Below are 18,698 nucleotides of genomic sequence, written 5' to 3' on the forward strand. Positions count from 1 at the left end.
CTGCCGTTCCATTACCTGGCCAACCAGCCCAACGTCCACAAGACCATTCCCACCCAGTTTGCCGGCTACGACGAGATCAAGCGCTTGACCAACGTGGTGCGCCGCCGCGGTGCCACCTGGCAGGCGACCCCGCCGAAGGACAGCACGGTGGGCACCATCCGGACCTTCCTGCTCACGTCCGGCCGGTTCCACGGCGAGCCCCTGAAAACCACGGTGGTGGCGGCCCTGGATGTACACAGCAACCGCAAGATCGTGCGCCTGGCCAGGCTGTTGGCCCGGGTGCTGAACAGCCGGCTGATCGGCGGCCAGTTCCACCTGCAGGCCCTGGCGGCACCCTTCAAGACCTGGTCCGACGGCGCCATCACGCCCCTGGCGGAGGAGATCGCCGAATTGCGGGCACTGAACGAGAAAGAACTGGAGGACCGGGAGGGCCGCCAGGCCCTGCTGCGGGACCCGGACTACATCGCCCGCTTCCGGGCCATGTGGCTGACCGGCAAACGGGGCTTCGGCCTGGCCCGGCTCAAGCGTCTGCTACGCCTGGAGGACTACGCCTTCAACCGGACCCTGGCGGACATGACGGTGGACATCTGCCCGCTGGCCGCCTGGCAGGGCCAGACCTTTGCCGAACTCTTCAGGCGGGTTCGGGCGCTGAACGCCGGCGACGCCATCCCGGATTCCGAAAAGGAGCGGGAAATCGTCTCCGGGTACTTCAGCGAGGTGGCGGACGAGGCCGACTTCGTGCTGGCGATGCTGCGGGCCTTCGATCTGGACATCAAGTGGTACACCGTCTCCGCCAACCGCGAGCCGGCCACGGTGCGCCGCCTGCTGATGGACCCGCAGCTGTTGCCCGGCTTCAACGACAGTGGCGCCCACCTCACCAACATGGCCTTCTACGATGGCAACCTGCGGGCCCTGCGGCTGGCGGCGGAAGGCGGTGATGCCGATGTGGCCTACATGGTACGCCGGCTGACTCGCGACCCGGCGGAGGTGTTCGGGGTCAAGGGTGGGCGCATCGAGATTGGTGACCCGGCCGATGTGATCCTGGTGGACCCGGAGCAGCTGCAGAACTTTGACCCCGACGCCAGTGTCCAGCGCATCTACCGGGACGAGTTCCAGCACGAGCAGCTGGTCAACCGCTCCGACGGCGTGGTGCCGCTGGTAATGATCGCCGGCCAGCCGGTGTGGCGGGGGGACCACTTCGAGCAGCGCCTGGGCCGGGAAAAGCTGGGGCGGGTACTGCCAACCACCTTCTGAAGGCGCACTGGGCCGGGCGCGCGTCGCTCAGGCCGGCACCGCCGGTTTTAGCCGGGTGGCTGCAGCCACCTCCACGCGATTGCGTCCACCCTCCTTGCCGGCGTAGAGGGCGTTGTCTGCCCGGGCAATGCAGTCGCTCAGGGATTCGCCGTCGAGGTATTGGCTCAGGCCAATGCTGGCGCTCAGCCGTACCGCCAGCCTGCCGTCGCGCCAGGGCCGTTCACCGAGGCTCTGGCGGAGCCGCTCGGCGGTCTGGAGCCCCTTTGCCAGCTCGGTACCCGGCAGCATGATCAGGAACTCCTCACCACCCCAGCGGCTCACCAGGTCTTCATCCCGGACCTGGGCCAGCAGGGTCTGCGCCACATGGACCAGCACTTCGTCGCCTACCTGGTGGCCGTAGTCGTCATTGATCGTCTTGAAATAGTCGATATCCAGCAGCAGGAAGGTCAAGGCCGAGCCGTGCCGGCGCGCCCGCGCCACTTCCTTTTCCGCCAGCTCCACCATATGCCCCCGGTTGAACAGGCCGGTGAGGGCGTCGGTGGTGGCCAGGCGGCGCAGCTTGCGGTGGGCAACGATCACCGCCCGTACATAGAAGAAAGACAGGTAGCCGAACATGGCGAAAACCACGGTCAGGTTGAACAGATGCACACCCAGCAGGGCCTGGTCCGAGATAGGCTGCAATGGCGCGCCAAACCACAGGCCTACATCCAGCCCGACGTAAAAAAGCCAGAGCAGACCCGCCGCCACACAGGCCCGCCGGGTTGGCATACTGGCAAACAGCGCCGGGATGAACATCAGCAGATAATAGTGAAAGCCGCTTTCCCAACCGATCAGAATCAGCCCCAGGGCGGCGTGGGCAATCACCTCGGTCCAGATCAGCGCAATGGCAAGGCGGTTGCGGCGGCGCTTGAGGGCGTAGTAGGCGACCACATACATACTCACGCTGATGACGTTCACCCACGCCAGGATGGGGGAGCCCAGGTAGTGGAAAATAAAGAAGAAAGCCACATCAACCGTGGCTGCAAGCTGGCAGCAGCGCTGAGCCACACGCCAGAACTGCGGCCGGCGCTCGCGCTCAGCCGGGTGGGGAATACTGGACATCAGCGGTTACGGTTCCGGCCCTGGGTTGAATGCACACTGATATAGTTAGACCCCAAACCCTTTTCTGTAAACCTGTAGACGAAACGCAGGTCTGGCCGGTCAGCCCAGTCCGAACACCCAGCCCATCAGGACATAGCCCATCAGGGTGACCACGACAATGCCCGCCAGGTTGAGCACGAAGCCGGCGCGGATCATGTTGCCGATCTTCATGTGACCGCTGGCGAACACGATGGCGTTGGGCGGCGTGGCCACCGGCATCATAAAGGCGCAGCTGGCGGCGATGGCGGCGGGCACGGCCAGCAGCTCCGGCGCCAGGCCCTGGGACACCGCCAGCGCACCCATCAGCGGCAGGAAGGCGGCGGTGGTGGCAGTGTTACTGCTGACCTCGGTCAGGAAAATGATCACCGTGGCCACCAGGGCCACCATCAGCAGCACCGGCACCACCCCGATCACCGACAGGCTCTCGGCGATCCACTCCGCCAGACCCGAGCCACTCACCGCACCGGCCATGGACAGGCCGCCGCCGAACAGCAGCAGGACGCCCCAGGGCATGTCGCTGGTGGCCTCCCAGTTCATCACATACTGGCCGCGGCTGCGGTCCACCGGTATCAGGAACAGGGCGATGGCGGCGGCGATGGCGATGATGGTGTCATTGAGCCAGGGCAACAGGGCGTCAGACAGCAGGGGCCGAAAGATCCAGGCCGCGGCGGTGACGATGAACACCAGCGCCACCCGCTTCTCGCCGCGGCTCAGCGGCCCCAGGTCGCGGAACTTGTCACGGATCAGGTCGCCGCTGTCGCCGGTATCCCCCAGATCGAAGCCGGAGCGGGTCAGCCACCACCAGATCAGCACCAGCATCACCGCCGACACCGGCACCCCCAGCAGCATCCACTGGGCAAAGCCCACGGTGATGTCGTGGTTGTCCGCCAGGTAGCCCGCCAGCAGGGCGTTCGGCGGTGTGCCTATCAGGGTGGCAATGCCGCCGACGCTGGCGGAATAGGCAATGGCCAGCAGCAGCGCCACCGCGAACCGGCGGGCGTCGTCACTGTCGTTGTCCGCCACCAGATTGATCACCGACACCCCGATGGGCAGCATCATGATGCTGGTGGCGGTGTTGCTGACCCACATGCTGAGGAAGGCGGTGGCCAGCATGAAGCCGGCGATCTGGCGCCGGGGCGCACTGCCGACCGCCAGCAGGGTGGCCAGGGCGATGCGCTTGTGAAGGTTCCATCGCTGCATGGCCAGACCGATGGTAAACCCACCCAGGAACAGGAAGATCAGCGGGTTGGCGTAGGGGGTGGTGGCGGCCTTGATGGAGTCGATGCCCAGGGCCGGGATCAGCACGATGGGCAGCAGCGCGGTGGCGGGGATGGGGATGGCCTCGGTAGCCCACCAGGTGGCCATCAGCAGCATCATGCCCAGGGTCGCCCAGGCCTCGGGGCTCATGTCCACCGGCGCCGGCAGCACCAGGGTGGCCAGCAGGAAGAGTGGCCCCAGCACCAGCCCGATGGTCTGGGCCCGGGCCGGGCGCTGGCTGGAATCCGGCTTGCTGTTGTCGGCGTCGGCCATGGTTTCAGCCTCCTTATGGTATTTCCTTACGTGGTTTTGCGGCCCTCGACTGCCACTGACTGGTTTAAATCTGTACAATCGCGCTTTTTCACGGTCGCCGCCCGCCGGCGTCCCACTTCGACAGGTCTGTTTCCTTGCTTTCCACCGCCAATATCACCATGCAGTTCGGGGCCAAGCCCCTGTTTGAAAACGTATCCGTCAAATTCGGTCGTGGCAACCGCTATGGCCTGATCGGTGCCAATGGCTGCGGCAAATCCACCTTCATGAAGATCCTGGGCGGCGAGCTCGAAGCCTCCGCCGGCCAGGTCATGAAGGAGCCCAACGCCCGCCTGGGCAAGCTGCGCCAGGACCAGTTCGCCTACGAGAACTGCACCGTGATCGATACCGTCATCATGGGGCACGAGGAGCTCTGGCGGGTCAAGGCGGAGCGCGACCGCATCTACGGCCAGGCCGAGATGAGCGAGGAGGACGGCATGGCGGTGGCGGACTTGGAGGTCCAGTTCGCCGAAATGGACGGTTACACCGCCGAGGCCCGCGCCGGCGAACTGCTGCTGGGCCTGGAGATTCCGCTGGAGCAGCACAACGGCCCCATGAGCGCCCTGGCGCCGGGCTGGAAGCTGCGGGTGCTGCTGGCCCAGGCGCTGTTCTCCGACCCGGACGTGCTGCTGCTGGACGAGCCCACCAACCACCTGGACATCAACACCATCCGCTGGCTGGAGGGGATTCTCACCACCCGCAACAGCACCATGGTGATCATCTCCCACGACCGCCACTTCCTGAACAGCGTCTGCACCCACATGGCGGACCTGGACTACGGCGAGTTGCGGCTGTTCCCGGGCAACTACGACGAGTACATGACCGCTGCCACCCAGGCCCGCGAGCGCATGCTGTCGGACAACGCCAAGAAGAAGGCCCAGATCGCCGAGTTGCAGCAGTTCGTCAGCCGCTTCTCCGCCAACGCCTCCAAGGCCAAGCAGGCCACCTCCCGGGCCCGCCAGATCGACAAGATCCAGCTCGAGGAGGTCAAGCCCTCCAGCCGGGTCAGCCCGTTCATCCGCTTCGAGCAGAACAAGAAGCTGCATCGCCAGGCGGTCACCCTGCGGGACCTGTACAAGGGGTTCGGCGAACAGTGCGTGCTGTCGAAGCTGAATATCCAGGTCGAGGCCGGCGAACGGGTGGCCATCATCGGTCCCAACGGCATCGGCAAGACCACCCTGCTGCAGTGCATGGCCGGCAAGCTGGCACCGGATTCCGGCGAGGTGAAGTGGACCGACAGCGCCGAGGTGGGCTATTTCGCCCAGGATCACACTGCCGATTTCGCCGAGGATGTGAACCTCAGCGACTGGATGGCCCAGTGGACCCAGGGCGGCGAGCAGCTGGTACGGGGCACCCTCGGGCGCATGCTGTTCTCCGGTGACGACATCGCCAAGTCGGTCAAGGTGATCTCCGGTGGCGAGCAGGGCCGCATGCTGTTCGGCAAGCTGATTCTGCAGAAGCCGAATGTGCTGCTGATGGACGAGCCCACCAACCACCTGGACATGGAGTCCATCGAGGCCCTCAACCTCGCGCTGGAGAACTACCCGGGCACGCTGATCTTTGTCAGCCACGACCGGGAGTTCGTGTCCTCCCTGGCCACCCGCATCATCGAGCTGCGGGCCGATGGCGTCACCGACTTCAGCGGCAGCTACGACGATTACCTCCGCAGTCAGGGCGTGTTCTAAGTCCTTACCGAAAACCGCCCCGGCGCCCCACAACCGCTGAAACGCGGCCGACCCGGCGCCCGGGGTTGGATTTGCCGGGAAACGATCCATGGTGTTATCTGTAGGGTAGTGGCATTGCGCCACTCACTTCATTTGCACAGTATGCACAGGAGATCGTCCGATGAACCGGATCACCCAATTCCTTGCCGTACTCGCTCTCTCCAGCCTCATCCCGGGTATGGCCGCCGCCGACACCCATAACAAGAAAGACATGCAGGACAAGGAGGTGGATCTGATTCCCCCCGGTCCCCGCTCCATGCAGGCCGCCATCATCAATGGCATCACCGACGAACGGCAGGTCACCATGCATGCCCTGACTGAAAAGGGCACCGGTAAGGAGATGGGCACCATCATCGCCCACCGCACCCCCTACGGCGTACTCTTCACTCCGGACCTGAAGGGTCTGAGCACCGGCATCCATGGCTTCCACCTGCACCAGAACCCCGACTGCGGACCGACCGAGAAAGACGGCAAAGTCACTCCCGGCGGTGCTGCCGGCGGTCACTACAACCCCAACGATGGCAGCCACAACGGTCCCTACAAGGTCGGTCACCTGGGGGATCTGCCGGCGCTCTATGTCAACGAGCAAGGCGAGGCCACGGTGCCGGTGCTGGCGCCGCGTCTTGAATTCGGCGACCTCAACGGTCGCGCCCTGATCATCCACAAGGGCGGCGACAACTACTCCGACAAGCCCGAAGCCCTGGGTGGCGGCGGTGCCCGTGTTGCCTGCGGAGTGATAGAGCAGCGCTAGCATTGAGTCGGGCATGACCGTAAAAGCCACCAGGGAGCAAGGAGGCAGTTATGGCAACTCAGACTAAAGGCAGCTCCCGTCCCGTTTCCATCGGCAGCGATCAGGTCCGGCTCAACGCCGACCTGACCCTGCCGCACGGCCATCTGAAGGGTGTTGTACTCTTCGCCCACGGCAGTGGCAGCAGCCGCAAGAGTTCCCGCAACCGGCAGGTGGCCAACGCCCTGGTCAGGCGGGGCCTAGCCACGGTGCTGCTGGACCTGCTGACCGAGGACGAGGAGCGGGAGGACATGCGAACCCGCGAGCTTCGGTTCGACATTCCCATGCTGGCCGGCCGGCTGGTCGGCGCCGTGGACTGGATCCCCCAGCAGGACGAGCTGAAGGATCAGGCCATCGGCCTGTTCGGCTCCAGCACCGGTGCGGCGGCGGCTCTGATTGCTGCCGCCGAGCGCCCGGCCCGGGTGCACGCCGTGGTGTCCCGCGGCGGCCGGCCGGACCTGGCCGGTGAGGCACTGGCCCGGGTCAAGGCGCCGACACTGATGATCGTTGGCGGTGACGATGAACCGGTCATCGGCATGAACCGGGATGCGGCCGACCAGATGAACTGCGAGGTCAGCACCGAGATCGTGCCTGGCGCCACCCACCTGTTCGAGGAGCCCGGCAAGCTGGACCAGGTGTCGGCGCTGGCGGGCAACTGGTTCGTGGAGAAGTTCCGCGGGCTTTAGGTCTGGAACTGCAGCTCCGCCAGCCGCGCGTAGAGCGGGTCGCCGGCGATCAGTTCGCGGTGGCTGCCGAGGGCCTGGAGCCGGCCCTGATTGATCACTGCAATCCGGTCGGCATGCTGGACCGTGGCCAGCCGGTGGGCGATCACCAGGGTGGTGCGGTCCGCCATCAGCTTGGGCATGGCCTGCTGGATCAGGTGCTCACTCTGGGCGTCCAGGGCACTGGTGGCCTCGTCCAGCAGCAGGATGGGGGCATCGGTGAGCAGCGCCCGGGCAATAGCCAGGCGCTGGCGCTGACCGCCGGACAGACCCTGGCCGGCATCCCCCAGGCGGGTGTCGTAGCCCTGGGGCAGCCGGCCAATGAATTCGTCGGCGTGGGCGATGGCGGCTGCTTCCCGCACCTGCTCCAGGCTCGCCTCCGGGCGACCATACCGGATGTTGTCGGCAATGGTGCCGAAGAACAGCGCAGGCGTCTGGGATACCAGCGCGAAGCAGCGCCGCAGGTCATCCGGGTCGAGCCGGCGGATGTCGTGGCCATCCAGGCTGATCCGACCCTGCTGAGGGTCGAAGAAACGCAGTAGCAGGTCGAACAGGGTGGACTTGCCGGCCCCGGACGGACCCACCAGGGCGAGGGTCTCGCCGGGCCGCACCGCCAGGGTGAAATCGTCGATCACGGTGACATCCGGTCGGCCGGGGTAGGCAAAGCTGACCCCCTGGAGCCGCAGGTCACCGGTCACCAGCGCCGGCAGGGTCTCCCGGTTTTCGCTGGGCGCGGTGATGTGGCTCTCGGTGCGCAACAGTTCCACGATGCGGGCCGCGGCCCCGGCGGCCCGCTGCAGCTCGCCGATCACCTCGCTCAGTGAGCCCACCGAGGAGCCCACGATCAGGCTGTAGAACACGAAGGCCGCCAGCTCGCCGCCGGAAATCCGGCCGGCGATCACATCCAGACCGCCCACCCAGAACATCACCCCCACCGCTCCCAGGATCAGCAGAATCACCACCGCGATCAGCCAGGCCCGCTGGCGGATGCGCTGGCGCGCCACCGCGAACGCCTCCTCCACCACGGTCGCGAAACGCGCTTGGTCCTGGGGCTGATGATTGTAGGCCTGCACGGTCTTGATCTGGCCCAGGATCTCGCCGACGTAGCTGCCCACGTCCGCCACCCGGTCCTGGCTCTGGCGCGACAGCCGCCGTACCCGCCGGCCGAAGATCAGGATTGGGGCTACCACCAGCGGTACCGCCAGCAGCACGATCAGCGACAGCTTGACGTTGGTGACGAACAGCAGGATCACGCCGCCGATCAGCATCACCAAGTTGCGCAGCGCTACCGAGACGGTGGAGCCGATCACCGATTGCAGCACGGTGGTGTCGGTGGTGAGCCGGGACTGGATTTCCAGCCCCCGGTTGGTTTCGAAGAAGCCCGGATGCAGGCTGATCAGATGGTTGAACACCTGCTTGCGGATGTCCGCCACCACCCGTTCGCCGATCCAGGACACCAGGTAGAAGCGCACGAAGGTGCCCGCCGCCAAGGCTGTCACCAGCACGAAGAACAGCATCACGGTCTGGTTCAGCAGCTCCGGCGAGCCGGTGACAAAGCCCTGGTCCACCAGCAGCCGGATGCCCTGGCCCAGCGACAGGGTGATGCCGGCGGTGAACATCAGCGCCAGCAGGGCCCCGGCCACTGCCTTGCGGTAGGGCGCAATGAAGTGGCGGGCCAGCGCCCATGCCTTGCGCCGGTCGGTCTGGGATGCCGCGGTCATGATGGGGTCCGGTGGCCGATTACGGCCCTGGCAGAGGGTCTCAGAGGGCTGTCGCTCAGAGCGCAGCCAGGGCGGCCTGGTAATCCGGCTCCTGGGCAATCTCCGGCACCTGCTCGGTATGGACCACGGTGCCGCTCTCGTCGATCACCACGATGGCCCGGGACAGCAGGCCCTTGAGGGGGCCGTCGAGCATCTCCACGCCATAGGTCTTGCCGAACTCGGGGTTGCGGAAGGTGGACACGGTGATCACCCGCTCCAGGCCCTCGGCGCCGCAGAACCGCGCCTGGGCGAAGGGCAGGTCGGCGGAGACACAGAGCACCCGGGTGCCGGGCAGAGCCGCGGCCTCCTCGTTGAAACGGCGGGTGGATTTGGCGCAGGTGGGGGTGTCGATGCTGGGGTAGATGTTGAGAATGACACGCTGACCCTTCAGGTCCGACAGCGCCAGTTCGCTCAGGTCGTTCTGGGTGAAGCGCGCCTCGGGAGCGGGCTGGCCGGTGGCCGGCAGATCACCGGCGGTGTGCACGGGGGTGCCGCGACGGGTAATGGTTGCCATGCTGGGTGTCCTCGCAAATGTAAGTGACAAAGCTCCATAGTACGCCGGCCGGGACAGCCTGGCCCAGTAACGGAGCAACGCAGGTTGTTAATATCTGCCTACTTGCGCCGGCCCTGGCCGAAGAGCACGGATTTGCTCTTGTCGTTGACGGTGGGGCCGGTGTTGATCCTGTCGGCCTTCTCGTAGGCCCGCTGCACCGCTGGCCGGGCGGCCATGGTGTCGAGCCAGCGGCGGACGTTGGGCAGGTCGGCGGTGTCCACACCCTGGCGGTCGTGGAGCTTGGCCCAGGGATAGGTGGCGATATCGGCGATGGAGTAATCGCCGGCGATGTAGTCCCTTCCCTTCAACTGGTCGTCGAGGACGCCGTACAGGCGCTCGGCTTCCTTTTCATAGCGCTCGATGGCGTAGGGCAGTTTTTCCGGGGCGTACTGCCGGAAATGGTGGTTCTGGCCCAACATGGGGCCGAAGCCGCCCATCTGCCAGTGCAGCCACTGGATCGCCTGCCAGCGCTGGCGCAGGTCCGCCGGCATCAGCTGGCCGGTCTTCTCCGCCAGGTATTCCAGGATGGCACCGGACTCGAACACCGACAGCGGCTTGCCACCGTCATCCGGGCGCTGGTCCACGATGGCGGGGATCGTGTTGTTGGGTGAGATTGCCAGGAAGGCCTTGTCGAACTGCTGGCCCTCACCGATATTGACCGGCTTGATGGTGTACTCGAGGCCGGTTTCCTCGAGAAAGATGGTGATCTTGTGGCCGTTGGGGGTGGTCCAGTAGTAAAGATCGATCATTGCGCGGCTCCCGTTTTGCAAGTGTCCGGAATCTGTGCGGCGCGGTCAGTGTACAGGTTAGCGGACCAGACACACGAGGCCCCGGTCCGCAGGGCTTATTCGATTTCCACCAGGATCTCGCCGGGCGTCACCCGGTCGCCTTTCTTGATGTGCACGGCGGTGACCTTGCCACCGGTGGCCGCCTTGACCTCGGTTTCCATCTTCATGGCCTCGATGATCAGTACCGGATCGCCGGCGCTGACCTCGGCCCCCTCCTCCACCAGTACATCGACGATGTTGCCGGGCATGGTGGTGGTGACGTGGCCCTCCTTGCTGGCCTTGCCGCGCCGGCCACCGCTGCTGTCCTTCTGGAACTCACCGAGGGATTCCAGGGAGATTTCCTCGGGCACGCCGTCCACGGTCATGTAGAAGCGCCGCTCGGTGTCGCTGGTGGGGCTGGCGCCGGTGACGTGGATGTCGTAGGTCTCGCCGTGGACGGTGATCTTGAACTCGGTGGAGATGCCGCCGCCGGTCTTGCCGGTGGGCATGGGCTCCAGCGGCTCGGGCTGGAGGGTGCCGGCCTGGCGCTGCTCCAGGTAGGTCTTGGCCTGGTCGGGGAACATGGCGTAGGTGAGCACGTCCTCCTCGCTCTCGGCCAGGTCGCCGATCTGCTCACGGAGCTTGTGGAATTCGTTGGCGAGCAGGTTGGCCGGGCGCTCGTCGATCAGCTCCTCCTTGCCCACGGCGCGGCGCTGCAGGTTCGGGTCGACTTTGCCCGGGGCCTTGCCGTACCAGCCCTGGAGGTATTTCTTCACCTCGTTGGTGATGGTGTCATAGCGCTTGCCCGCCAGCACGTTGATCACCGCCTGGGTGCCGACGATCTGGGAGGTGGGGGTCACCAGCGGCGGATAGCCCAGGTCCTTGCGCACCTTGGGGATCTCGGCGAAGACGTCGCGAATGCGGTCCAGGGCGCCCTGTTCCCGCAGCTGGTTGGCCAGGTTGGACATCATGCCGCCAGGCACCTGGGACAGCAGCACCGCGGTGTCGACGCCGTTGTAGTCGCTCTCGAACTGGTGGTACTTCTTGCGCACCTCGCGGAAGTGCTGGGTGATTCGCTCCAGCAGCTCCAGGTCGAGGCCGGTCTCGTAGCCGGCATCGTGCAGGGCCGCCACCAGGGATTCGGTGGGCGGATGGCTGGTGCCGCCGGCGAAGGCGGAAATCGCGGTGTCGATGTGGTCCACACCGGCATCTATGGCGGCCCAGTGGCACATGGTGGCCATGCCGGAGGTGTAGTGGGTGTGCAGGAACACCGGCAGCTTGAACTGTTTCTTGAGGGCGCCCACCAGCTCGGAGGCGGCGGCGGGTGTCAGCAGGCCGGCCATGTCCTTGATGGCGATGCTGTCGATGCCCATGTCCACCATGGCACTGGCCTGGTCCAGGAAAGTCTGGGTGCTATGCACCGGGCTGACGGTGTAGCACAGGGTACCCTGGGCGTGCTTGCCGGCCTTCCTGACCGCCTTGATGCTGGTTTCCAGGTTGCGGACGTCGTTGAGGGCATCGAAGATGCGGAAGACATCGATGCCGTTGTCGGCGGCCTTCTGGCAGAAGGCCTCCACCACGTCGTCGGCATAGTGGCGGTAGCCCAGCAGGTTCTGGCCCCGCAGCAGCATCTGCAGCCGGGTGTTGGGCAGCGCCTGTTTCAGCTGCCGCAGGCGGGTCCAGGGGTCTTCCTTGAGGAAGCGCACGCAGGCGTCAAAGGTGGCGCCACCCCAGCATTCCAATGACCAGTAGCCGGCGGCATCCAGCCATTCGCAGGCTGGCAGCATGTCCTCGGTGCGCATGCGGGTGGCGATCAGGGACTGGTGGGCATCCCGGAGGATGACGTCGGTGATGTGAATCTTGCGTTTGGCCATGAGGTATTCTCCCCGATTCCCTGTTACAGCCCGGCCTGGGCCGCAATGGCTGCGGCGATGGCGGTGGCGATGGATTGCGGCCGGGACTTGAGGCTGTACTCGAGCAGTTCCGGGTGTGTTTCGACAAAACTGGTGTTGAAGCGGGCGGCCCGGAAGTCCGGGTGCTGCAGGATCTTCTGGTAATAGGGGATGGTGGTGCGCACCCCATAGATGGCCATGTCGTTCAGCGCCCGGCCACCCCGGGCCAGCAGCTCCTCCCAGTCCATCGCCCAGACAATCAGCTTGGCGCACATGGAGTCATAGTGGGGCGGTATCTCGTAGCCGGTGTACATGTTGGCGTCGGTACGCACTCCGGGCCCGCCGGCGGAGTAGTAGCGGCTGATGCGGCCAAAGCTGGGCAGAAAGCCGTTCTTGGGGTCCTCGGCGTTGATGCGGAACTGGGCGGCGAAACCCCGGTAGCTGATTTCGTCCTGGCGGTAGCGCAGCTTCTCGCCGGCGGCGATGCGGATCTGCTCCTTGACGATGTCCACCCCGGTGATTTCCTCGGTGATGGTGTGCTCCACCTGGACCCGGGTGTTCATCTCCATGAAGTAGAAATCGTCGTTGTCGTCCAGCAGGAACTCGACGGTGCCGGCGTTCTCGTAGCCGCAGCCTTTGGCCACCCGCACCGCCAGCTCGCCGATCGTTTCCCGCTGCTGGTCGGTGAGCTGTGGCGAGGGCGCCAGCTCGATCAGCTTCTGGTTGCGGCGCTGGATGGAACAGTCCCGCTCATAAAGGTGAATGACGTTACCGTGGCTGTCCGCCAGCACCTGCACCTCGATGTGGCGCGGGTTGACGATGCACTTTTCCAGGAACACCTCGGCACTGCCGAAAGCCTTGGTGGCCTCGGAGATCACCCGCTCGTAGTTCTGGCGCAGTTCCTTGTCGTTGTCGCAGCGGCGAATACCCCGGCCGCCGCCACCGGAAGTGGCCTTGAGCATGACCGGGTAGCCGATTCTGCCGGCCTGGGCCAGGGCGTCCTCCACGTCCTTGAGGTTGCCCTCGGTGCCCGGGGTCACCGGCACCTTGGCCTTGACCGCGGTAGTGCGGGCCTCGGTCTTGTCTCCCATCATCCGGATCACCTCCGCCGAGGGGCCGATGAAGCGGATACCCCGCTCCTTGCAGATGGCCGCCAGGCTGGCGTTCTCGGACAGGAAGCCGTAGCCCGGATGGAGGGCGTCGCAGCCGGTCTCCACCGCCAGGTTCACGATGTGGTGGGGGTTGAGGTAGCCGGACAGCGGGTCCTTGCTGATGCAGTAGGCCTCGTCGGCTTTCTTGACGTGCAGCGAGTACTGGTCGGCCTCGGAATAGATGGCCACCGCCTTGATGCCCATTTCCTGACAGGCGCGGGCGATACGGACAGCAATTTCGCCACGGTTGGCGATGAGTACCTTCCTGATGGGCATGCCAGAAGCCTCCAGCGTGATTCAGCAAGAACTTTCGGGATCGTTACCAAGGTGCCTGCCGTGGCACAATCGTTGGAGGATGATCATTACCCCTAATCATGCTACCGGCAACCTTGGCCTGGCAAACTTGTAGATTTCATGAAATGTAAACCGGACCTCGATTCGCCTCAAGCCATTCACCACCTGGTGCGGCTGTTCTACCGGCGCCTGCTGGCGGACCCCGGTGGTGGCGCCGGTGTTCACCGAGGTGGCCGGCATCCGGCTGGAGGAGCACCTGCCCCTGATCGAGGCCTACTGGCGCAAGATGCTGCTGGGGCAGCGGGGCTACAGCCGCCACATGATCCACCATCACGAGCGCATCCACGACCGCTCAGCCCTGACCCAACGCCACTTCCGGCGCTGGCTGATGCACTTCGAGGCCACCCTGGACGAAAACTTCGACGGCCCCTATACCGACCGGGCCCGGACCCTGGCCCGGCGTATCATGGCCAATCTGGAAACCTGGCTGGCCCAGCGTGACCGCGCCGGCGTGAGACCGGACTGAATGTAGCGGCAAACAAAGACCATGATTGGCCCGGATTGGCGGCAACGGGGCACGCTCGGCCATTCCCGCAAACCCCCGACGCAGGCACCTTAGGCGAATCACACGCCTGAGCCGGACCTGTTGCATGAGAACCCAGCGCCTGACCCTGAACGACGTAACCCTCCAGATCGTGGAGGCCGGCGACCCCAGTCGTCCCGCCCTGCTGTTCCTGCATGGCTTCCCGGACTGCCATCGGGTCTGGTCGCACCAGCTTGAAGCCCTGGCGGACGACTTTCATGTCATTGCCTTCGACATGCGGGGCGCCGGCGCCAGCAGCGCGCCCGGCGGAGACCGGCCCTATCGCATCGACCGCCTGCTGCCGGATATCGACGCCGTGATCACCGCCACCCGGGGTGAGCAGGGCCAGGTGCATCTGGTGGGGCACGACTGGGGCTCCATCATCGGCTGGAGTTTTGTCAGCGAGCCCGGGTACGGCCGCCGGGTCCTGTCCTGGAGCGCCATGTCCGGCCCCCACATGGGGCTGGCGCTGGACTGGTTCCGCGCTGCAGTCACCAGCGGCAACCCGCGCTCGGTGAAGGCAGGGCTGGGCCAGTTGGCCCACTCCTGGTACGTGCTGGCCATGAACCTGCCCGGTCTGGGCCGCCTGGTGTTTGGTCAAGCCGGCGGTCCGGTGTGGCGCCGGGTCATGCGCCAGGGTGGCGTGCCCGCCGGCGACCCCTACCTGCGCCAGGACCGGGCCGCCATCCGGGGGCTCACACTCAATACCCTCAAACTCTACCAGCAGAACCTGTTCACGCCGCCGGTGCGGCCGCTGCCGGCCAGTATCGCGGTGCCCAGCCAGCTGGTGGTGCTGGAGCAGGATGCCTTTGTCCGGCCCCAGGTGTTCGAGGGGCTGGAGCGCTACGTCCGGGACCTCAGCCGGGTCTCGGTTGCGGCCAACCATTGGGCCCAGCGCCAGCAGCCGGAGCGGATCACGGCCCTGATCCGGGATTTTGCGGTCCGGCACCAGCCGGATAACGGGCACAAAAAAACCCGGCACCAGGCCGGGTCGTTGAGCCGCGAAACTGTCTAGCGGCGCTGGCGCATTCTCAGTCCCATGGCCAACAGGCCCAGCGCAAGCAGGGCAATGGTGGCAGGCTCCGGCACCCGAACCGGAGGCGTGGGCTTGAACACCAGCAGGTCCTGGGAGTTGGCGCTGGTCAGCACATAGAGTTCGAATTCGTTGACGAGACTTCCCAGGCTGCTCAGCCATTCGTCTGCCTTGGCGCGGGCGCCAGTGAATTGGTTGCTGGTGAAATCACCAGCAGTCAGGCCCTTTGATGACTGGGACTCGTTCACCAGCTCCCACAGGGCCAGTTGGAAACCCGCACTGGTGGTGGCGTCGGTCACCTGGTTCCGGTAACCGGTGTAGAGCTGGCCGATCAGGTCCACCTGATGACTGTCACCGAAGTGGTCGGTTGCGCTGGCCAGGGTGTAGTTGACAGGGTTTTTATTGAGAAGGGTGTCGGTCTGGATGCAGAACGCCTGCAGGGTATCGCTCCAGGTAATTGGGGAGTCGCCCTGGGTGTTGCTGACTTTAAACTCGAAAAGGCCGGCAGCGACATGCTGGGACGTTCCGTCGTCTGTGATGATGCCGGTTTGGTAGCCCTCCGCAAAGCCGGTGTAGTCCAGATTCAGGGTGACCGGCGCCGCGCCGGCCGGTGAGGCGGCGAGGGCGGTAACCGCCAGCAAAGCCGTGAGCATGCCTTGTAACGTCTTCATACCTGAAACTCCTGTTCGTCCCTGACTGCGCCGGATTCGGCCATGGACCCTGCTCTTAACAGGAACCGTGCCAGATCCGGTTTTCGGAGGTATTTCAGGTGATTATTGGAGTCTTGAAAACCAATGGGCGGGATTGTGTAAAGCAGATCGACGCAATTTCCGTTTTGATCAAAAATGTGTCAATAAATTCGACAGCATTGTCACAGCCTGTTTACAACTCTCGCCGTCTTCGGGCCAGGATTCCGGTGGTCAGCAGCAGACCCACCAGGATCAACAGGCCGCCGCCCACGTGGAACAGGCTCAGGCGTTCGCCCAGGAAGGCCCCGGCCAGCAGCGCGCCGTAGACCGGCGTCAGGTACATGAACACCGCGGCCTTGGGTGGCCCCACCGTGAGCACCCCGTTGTTCCAGAAGGCATAGGCCAGGATGCCGGGGAAGATGGCCACGTAGAGCAGGGGCGGAATCACCCGGGTATCGAGGCTGAAGCCGCCCGAAACCAGCAGCAGGTCCACCAGGTAGAAGGGCAGGATCACCAGGGCCCCCAGGGCCACCTGCACGGTGAGCAGGGCAATGGGGGTCAGCGGCACCGCCTGGCGTCTCAGCAGCACAGAGAACAGGCCCCAGCAGGTCACGGCCGCCACCATGATCAGATCGCCGGGCTGCACCTCCATTTGGAGGAAAGTCGCCAGCGAGCCCTGGCCGATGATCACCAGGGTGCCCCCCAGCGCCAGCGCGATGCCCAGGGCCTGGGGCGGCCGCACCCGGTCCCCCAGGATCAGCCAGGCCAGCAGCGCCACCATGATGGGGATGGTGGAATTGATCAGGGTGATGTTGAGGGCGCTGGTGGTGACCGCCGACAGGTACAGCAGCGTATTGAAGGCCCCCACGCTGAAGGTGGCCAGCGCCAGCATGGACCATTTGTGCTGCACCACCAGGGGCCACTGGCGGCGCACTTGGGGCAGGCCGATGGGCAGCAGGATGGCCAGGGCGATGACCCAGCGCCAGAACGACAGCGACAACGGCGGGATGGTGTCCACCACGCTGCGGGCCACCACCGCGTTACCGGCCCAGAACAAGGGTGTCAGCACCAGGCCCAGGTAGGCTAGCCAGAGGCTGCGGGGTATCTTGCCGGGCACGGTGCCTCCGGTTGCGGGTGGTGGGGATGCCGGGCGGCTGTTATTCGCCCGGGGTCTCTGCTTCGGAGCCGACATGGTAGGCCGCAAAGCCCGCCATCACCACCTGGTCCACCGCCATGCCGATGACCCGGCCGTCGCTGGTGGCGCGAATGGGATGCTGGGCATTGGTGATGGGGTCGGCCACCACACCCAGGATCTGGCCGCGGCTGATGCGGTCCCCCAGCTCCACCTGGCTGAACAGGATGCCGCCATGGCCGGCCCGGACCCACTCGGAATTGTAGTAGACCGGCTCCGGCTCGCCCCAGACAAAGAGCCGCGAAATCATGCCCTGGCGCTCCATCAGGGCGGTCAGGCTGTGAACCCCGGCCTTGATCTGGTTCTCCTGGATCCGCAACGATTCCCCGGCTTCCATGGTCACCGCCACAATGCCGGCTTCCACCGCGGCGTTGCGGAGCATGCCCTCGCTGCCGCTGCTGTGGACCACCGCCATGGCATCGAAGCCCAGGGTGAACTCCGCCACCGCCGGCTGGTTCATGTCGGCCCGCAGCTGGGGCAGGTTGGTGCGCTTGAGGGAGCCGGTATGGATGTCCACCAGCATGTCGCAGTGGCCGATGATGTCGGTGAACAGCGAATAGGCAATTCGGTCCGCCAGGCTGCCCCGGGGGCTGCCCGGGAAATGCCGGTTGAGGTCACGGCGGTCCGGCAGGTAGCGCGAGCCCTGCTGGAAACCCTGGACGTTGACGATGGGCACGCCGATCACCCGGCCGGAAAGTTTGTCCGGCTCCAGGTCGTACATCACCCGGCGCACGATCTCGATGCCGTTGAGCTCGTCACCATGGATGGCGGCGGTCAGGCAGAGGGAGGGGCCGGGCTGGGAGCCGTTGACCACCAGCACCGGGGTGGGCATCGACAGCCCGGCGATGGCGATATTGGGGGACCAGGCCAGACGGGTGGAGGTGCCCGGCAGTACCTCCGCCCCCAGCAGTTGCAGCGGGGTTGCCCGAGGCGCCCTCTCCGGCGCTGTCGGTGCAGTGGCTTCGGGTGCGGCGTCTGCCGTGGCCGGGGCTTCGGTATCGCCAGTCTCCGCCGGCGGCACCAGGGTATCGCTTTCCGGCAGGTCCGCCGCTGCCGGGGTCTTCGCCGCTGGCGTTTCGGCAGTCGGGGGCTGCTCCGCAGGGTCTGTGCCGGTGGCCGGTTCCGTTACCGCAGCCGGTTCCTCTGCCGGGTTGGCAGCCGGCCTTGCAGGCTCGGTGGTAATCGGCTCCGGCACCGGTGCCACCTCCCGCAGGTCAAGGTTGGGGGCAATCACTGGCGGCCCCAGGGGCGCCCCTGGCACGTCGGTGCGCCAGTCCGGTAGCGGCCTTGGCGCCGGTTGTGGTGGCAAAGTTGCCTGGCCCCGCGGCACCGAGGCCTCGATATCGTCAACACTCTCGTCCTCGCCGGGCTCCTCCAACTGACTGCCGGACGGCTGGGCCAGGGCCGGGGCCGGTAACAGGGCGAGGGTGAAAGCCAGCAGGGCCGGAATCAGGTATGGGGCAAAGCGGTCAGGGCTGGGCATGGAAAGGTCTGTATCTCCCGTACCGGCGGCGCGGCGTGTGCCGGCGGCCGGTTAAAGCATTGAGAAATGGTGCTCGGATCGTGAGACCGGATCTGGACCACAGGGTAA

16 protein-coding genes are annotated in these 18,698 nt (G+C 65.6%); 6 read left to right on the plus strand and 10 right to left on the minus strand.

The window, feature by feature from the left end:
• The coding region (locus R3280_RS07445) for a hypothetical protein (protein ID WP_318997959.1) at nucleotides 1–1,254 on the plus strand (1,254 nt) is incomplete at its 5' end.
• A gap of 27 nt (nucleotides 1,255–1,281) precedes the next feature.
• On the opposite strand, the gene R3280_RS07450 is transcribed toward R3280_RS07445, so the two are convergent.
• Nucleotides 1,282–2,355 carry a diguanylate cyclase gene (locus tag R3280_RS07450; protein ID WP_318997960.1) on the minus strand — a complete coding sequence of 358 codons (1,074 nt, stop codon included), beginning with the start codon at nucleotides 2,353–2,355 and terminating at the stop codon, nucleotides 1,282–1,284.
• A gap of 99 nt (nucleotides 2,356–2,454) precedes the next feature.
• Nucleotides 2,455–3,924, minus strand: a complete 1,470-nt coding sequence (locus R3280_RS07455; protein WP_318997961.1) for a DASS family sodium-coupled anion symporter — start codon at nucleotides 3,922–3,924, stop codon at nucleotides 2,455–2,457.
• A 134-nt stretch (nucleotides 3,925–4,058) separates the two neighbouring features.
• Between R3280_RS07455 and R3280_RS07460 the strand changes: the two genes are divergently transcribed.
• The 3 genes from R3280_RS07460 (at nucleotide 4,059) to R3280_RS07470 (ending at nucleotide 7,157) form a co-directional block, all read left to right on the plus strand.
• Nucleotides 4,059–5,645, plus strand: coding sequence for an ABC-F family ATPase (locus R3280_RS07460; protein WP_318997962.1), 1,587 nt, complete (start codon nucleotides 4,059–4,061; stop codon nucleotides 5,643–5,645).
• Nucleotides 5,646–5,940: 295 nt separating this feature from the next.
• Nucleotides 5,941–6,435, plus strand: coding sequence for a superoxide dismutase family protein (locus R3280_RS07465; RefSeq protein ID WP_413468754.1), 495 nt, complete (start codon nucleotides 5,941–5,943; stop codon nucleotides 6,433–6,435).
• Between the two features lie 50 nt (nucleotides 6,436–6,485).
• Nucleotides 6,486–7,157 carry a dienelactone hydrolase family protein gene (locus tag R3280_RS07470; RefSeq protein WP_318997964.1) on the plus strand — a complete coding sequence of 224 codons (672 nt, stop codon included), beginning with the start codon at nucleotides 6,486–6,488 and terminating at the stop codon, nucleotides 7,155–7,157.
• Here R3280_RS07470 and R3280_RS07475 read toward each other — a convergent pair.
• From R3280_RS07475 to R3280_RS07495, 5 genes are all read right to left on the minus strand, one after another.
• Nucleotides 7,154–8,914, minus strand: coding sequence for an ABC transporter transmembrane domain-containing protein (locus tag R3280_RS07475; protein WP_318997965.1), 1,761 nt, complete (start codon nucleotides 8,912–8,914; stop codon nucleotides 7,154–7,156). The two genes, R3280_RS07470 and R3280_RS07475, sit on opposite strands and share 4 nt — an antisense overlap.
• A gap of 55 nt (nucleotides 8,915–8,969) precedes the next feature.
• On the minus strand, nucleotides 8,970–9,467 hold the full coding sequence (tpx, locus tag R3280_RS07480) for a thiol peroxidase (protein WP_318997966.1): 498 nt from the start codon (nucleotides 9,465–9,467) through the stop codon (nucleotides 8,970–8,972).
• Between the two features lie 98 nt (nucleotides 9,468–9,565).
• Nucleotides 9,566–10,255 carry a glutathione binding-like protein gene (locus R3280_RS07485; protein ID WP_318997967.1) on the minus strand — a complete coding sequence of 230 codons (690 nt, stop codon included), beginning with the start codon at nucleotides 10,253–10,255 and terminating at the stop codon, nucleotides 9,566–9,568.
• Between the two features lie 95 nt (nucleotides 10,256–10,350).
• Nucleotides 10,351–12,147 carry a sodium-extruding oxaloacetate decarboxylase subunit alpha gene (gene oadA, locus R3280_RS07490; RefSeq protein ID WP_318997968.1) on the minus strand — a complete coding sequence of 599 codons (1,797 nt, stop codon included), beginning with the start codon at nucleotides 12,145–12,147 and terminating at the stop codon, nucleotides 10,351–10,353.
• Nucleotides 12,148–12,170: 23 nt separating this feature from the next.
• On the minus strand, nucleotides 12,171–13,592 hold the full coding sequence (locus R3280_RS07495) for an acetyl-CoA carboxylase biotin carboxylase subunit (protein ID WP_318997969.1): 1,422 nt from the start codon (nucleotides 13,590–13,592) through the stop codon (nucleotides 12,171–12,173).
• A gap of 226 nt (nucleotides 13,593–13,818) precedes the next feature.
• Between R3280_RS07495 and R3280_RS07500 the strand changes: the two genes are divergently transcribed.
• Nucleotides 13,819–14,136 carry a group III truncated hemoglobin gene (locus R3280_RS07500; protein WP_318997970.1) on the plus strand — a complete coding sequence of 106 codons (318 nt, stop codon included), beginning with the start codon at nucleotides 13,819–13,821 and terminating at the stop codon, nucleotides 14,134–14,136.
• A gap of 124 nt (nucleotides 14,137–14,260) precedes the next feature.
• Nucleotides 14,261–15,208, plus strand: a complete 948-nt coding sequence (locus R3280_RS07505) for an alpha/beta fold hydrolase (RefSeq protein ID WP_318997971.1) — start codon at nucleotides 14,261–14,263, stop codon at nucleotides 15,206–15,208.
• Here the strand turns inward: R3280_RS07505 and R3280_RS07510 are convergent.
• The 3 genes from R3280_RS07510 to R3280_RS07520 form a co-directional block, all read right to left on the minus strand.
• On the minus strand, nucleotides 15,205–15,897 hold the full coding sequence (locus R3280_RS07510) for a PEP-CTERM sorting domain-containing protein (protein ID WP_318997972.1): 693 nt from the start codon (nucleotides 15,895–15,897) through the stop codon (nucleotides 15,205–15,207). The two genes, R3280_RS07505 and R3280_RS07510, sit on opposite strands and share 4 nt — an antisense overlap.
• Before the next feature lie 211 nt (nucleotides 15,898–16,108).
• Nucleotides 16,109–17,032, minus strand: a complete 924-nt coding sequence (locus R3280_RS07515; RefSeq protein ID WP_318997973.1) for a DMT family transporter — start codon at nucleotides 17,030–17,032, stop codon at nucleotides 16,109–16,111.
• Nucleotides 17,033–17,072: 40 nt separating this feature from the next.
• On the minus strand, nucleotides 17,073–18,590 hold the full coding sequence (locus R3280_RS07520; RefSeq protein ID WP_318997974.1) for a succinylglutamate desuccinylase/aspartoacylase family protein: 1,518 nt from the start codon (nucleotides 18,588–18,590) through the stop codon (nucleotides 17,073–17,075).
• Nucleotides 18,591–18,698 lie beyond the last annotated feature (108 nt).

It is taken from the genome of Marinobacter sp. (assembly GCF_033722195.1).
Classification (GTDB): Bacteria; Pseudomonadota; Gammaproteobacteria; order Pseudomonadales; family Oleiphilaceae; genus Marinobacter.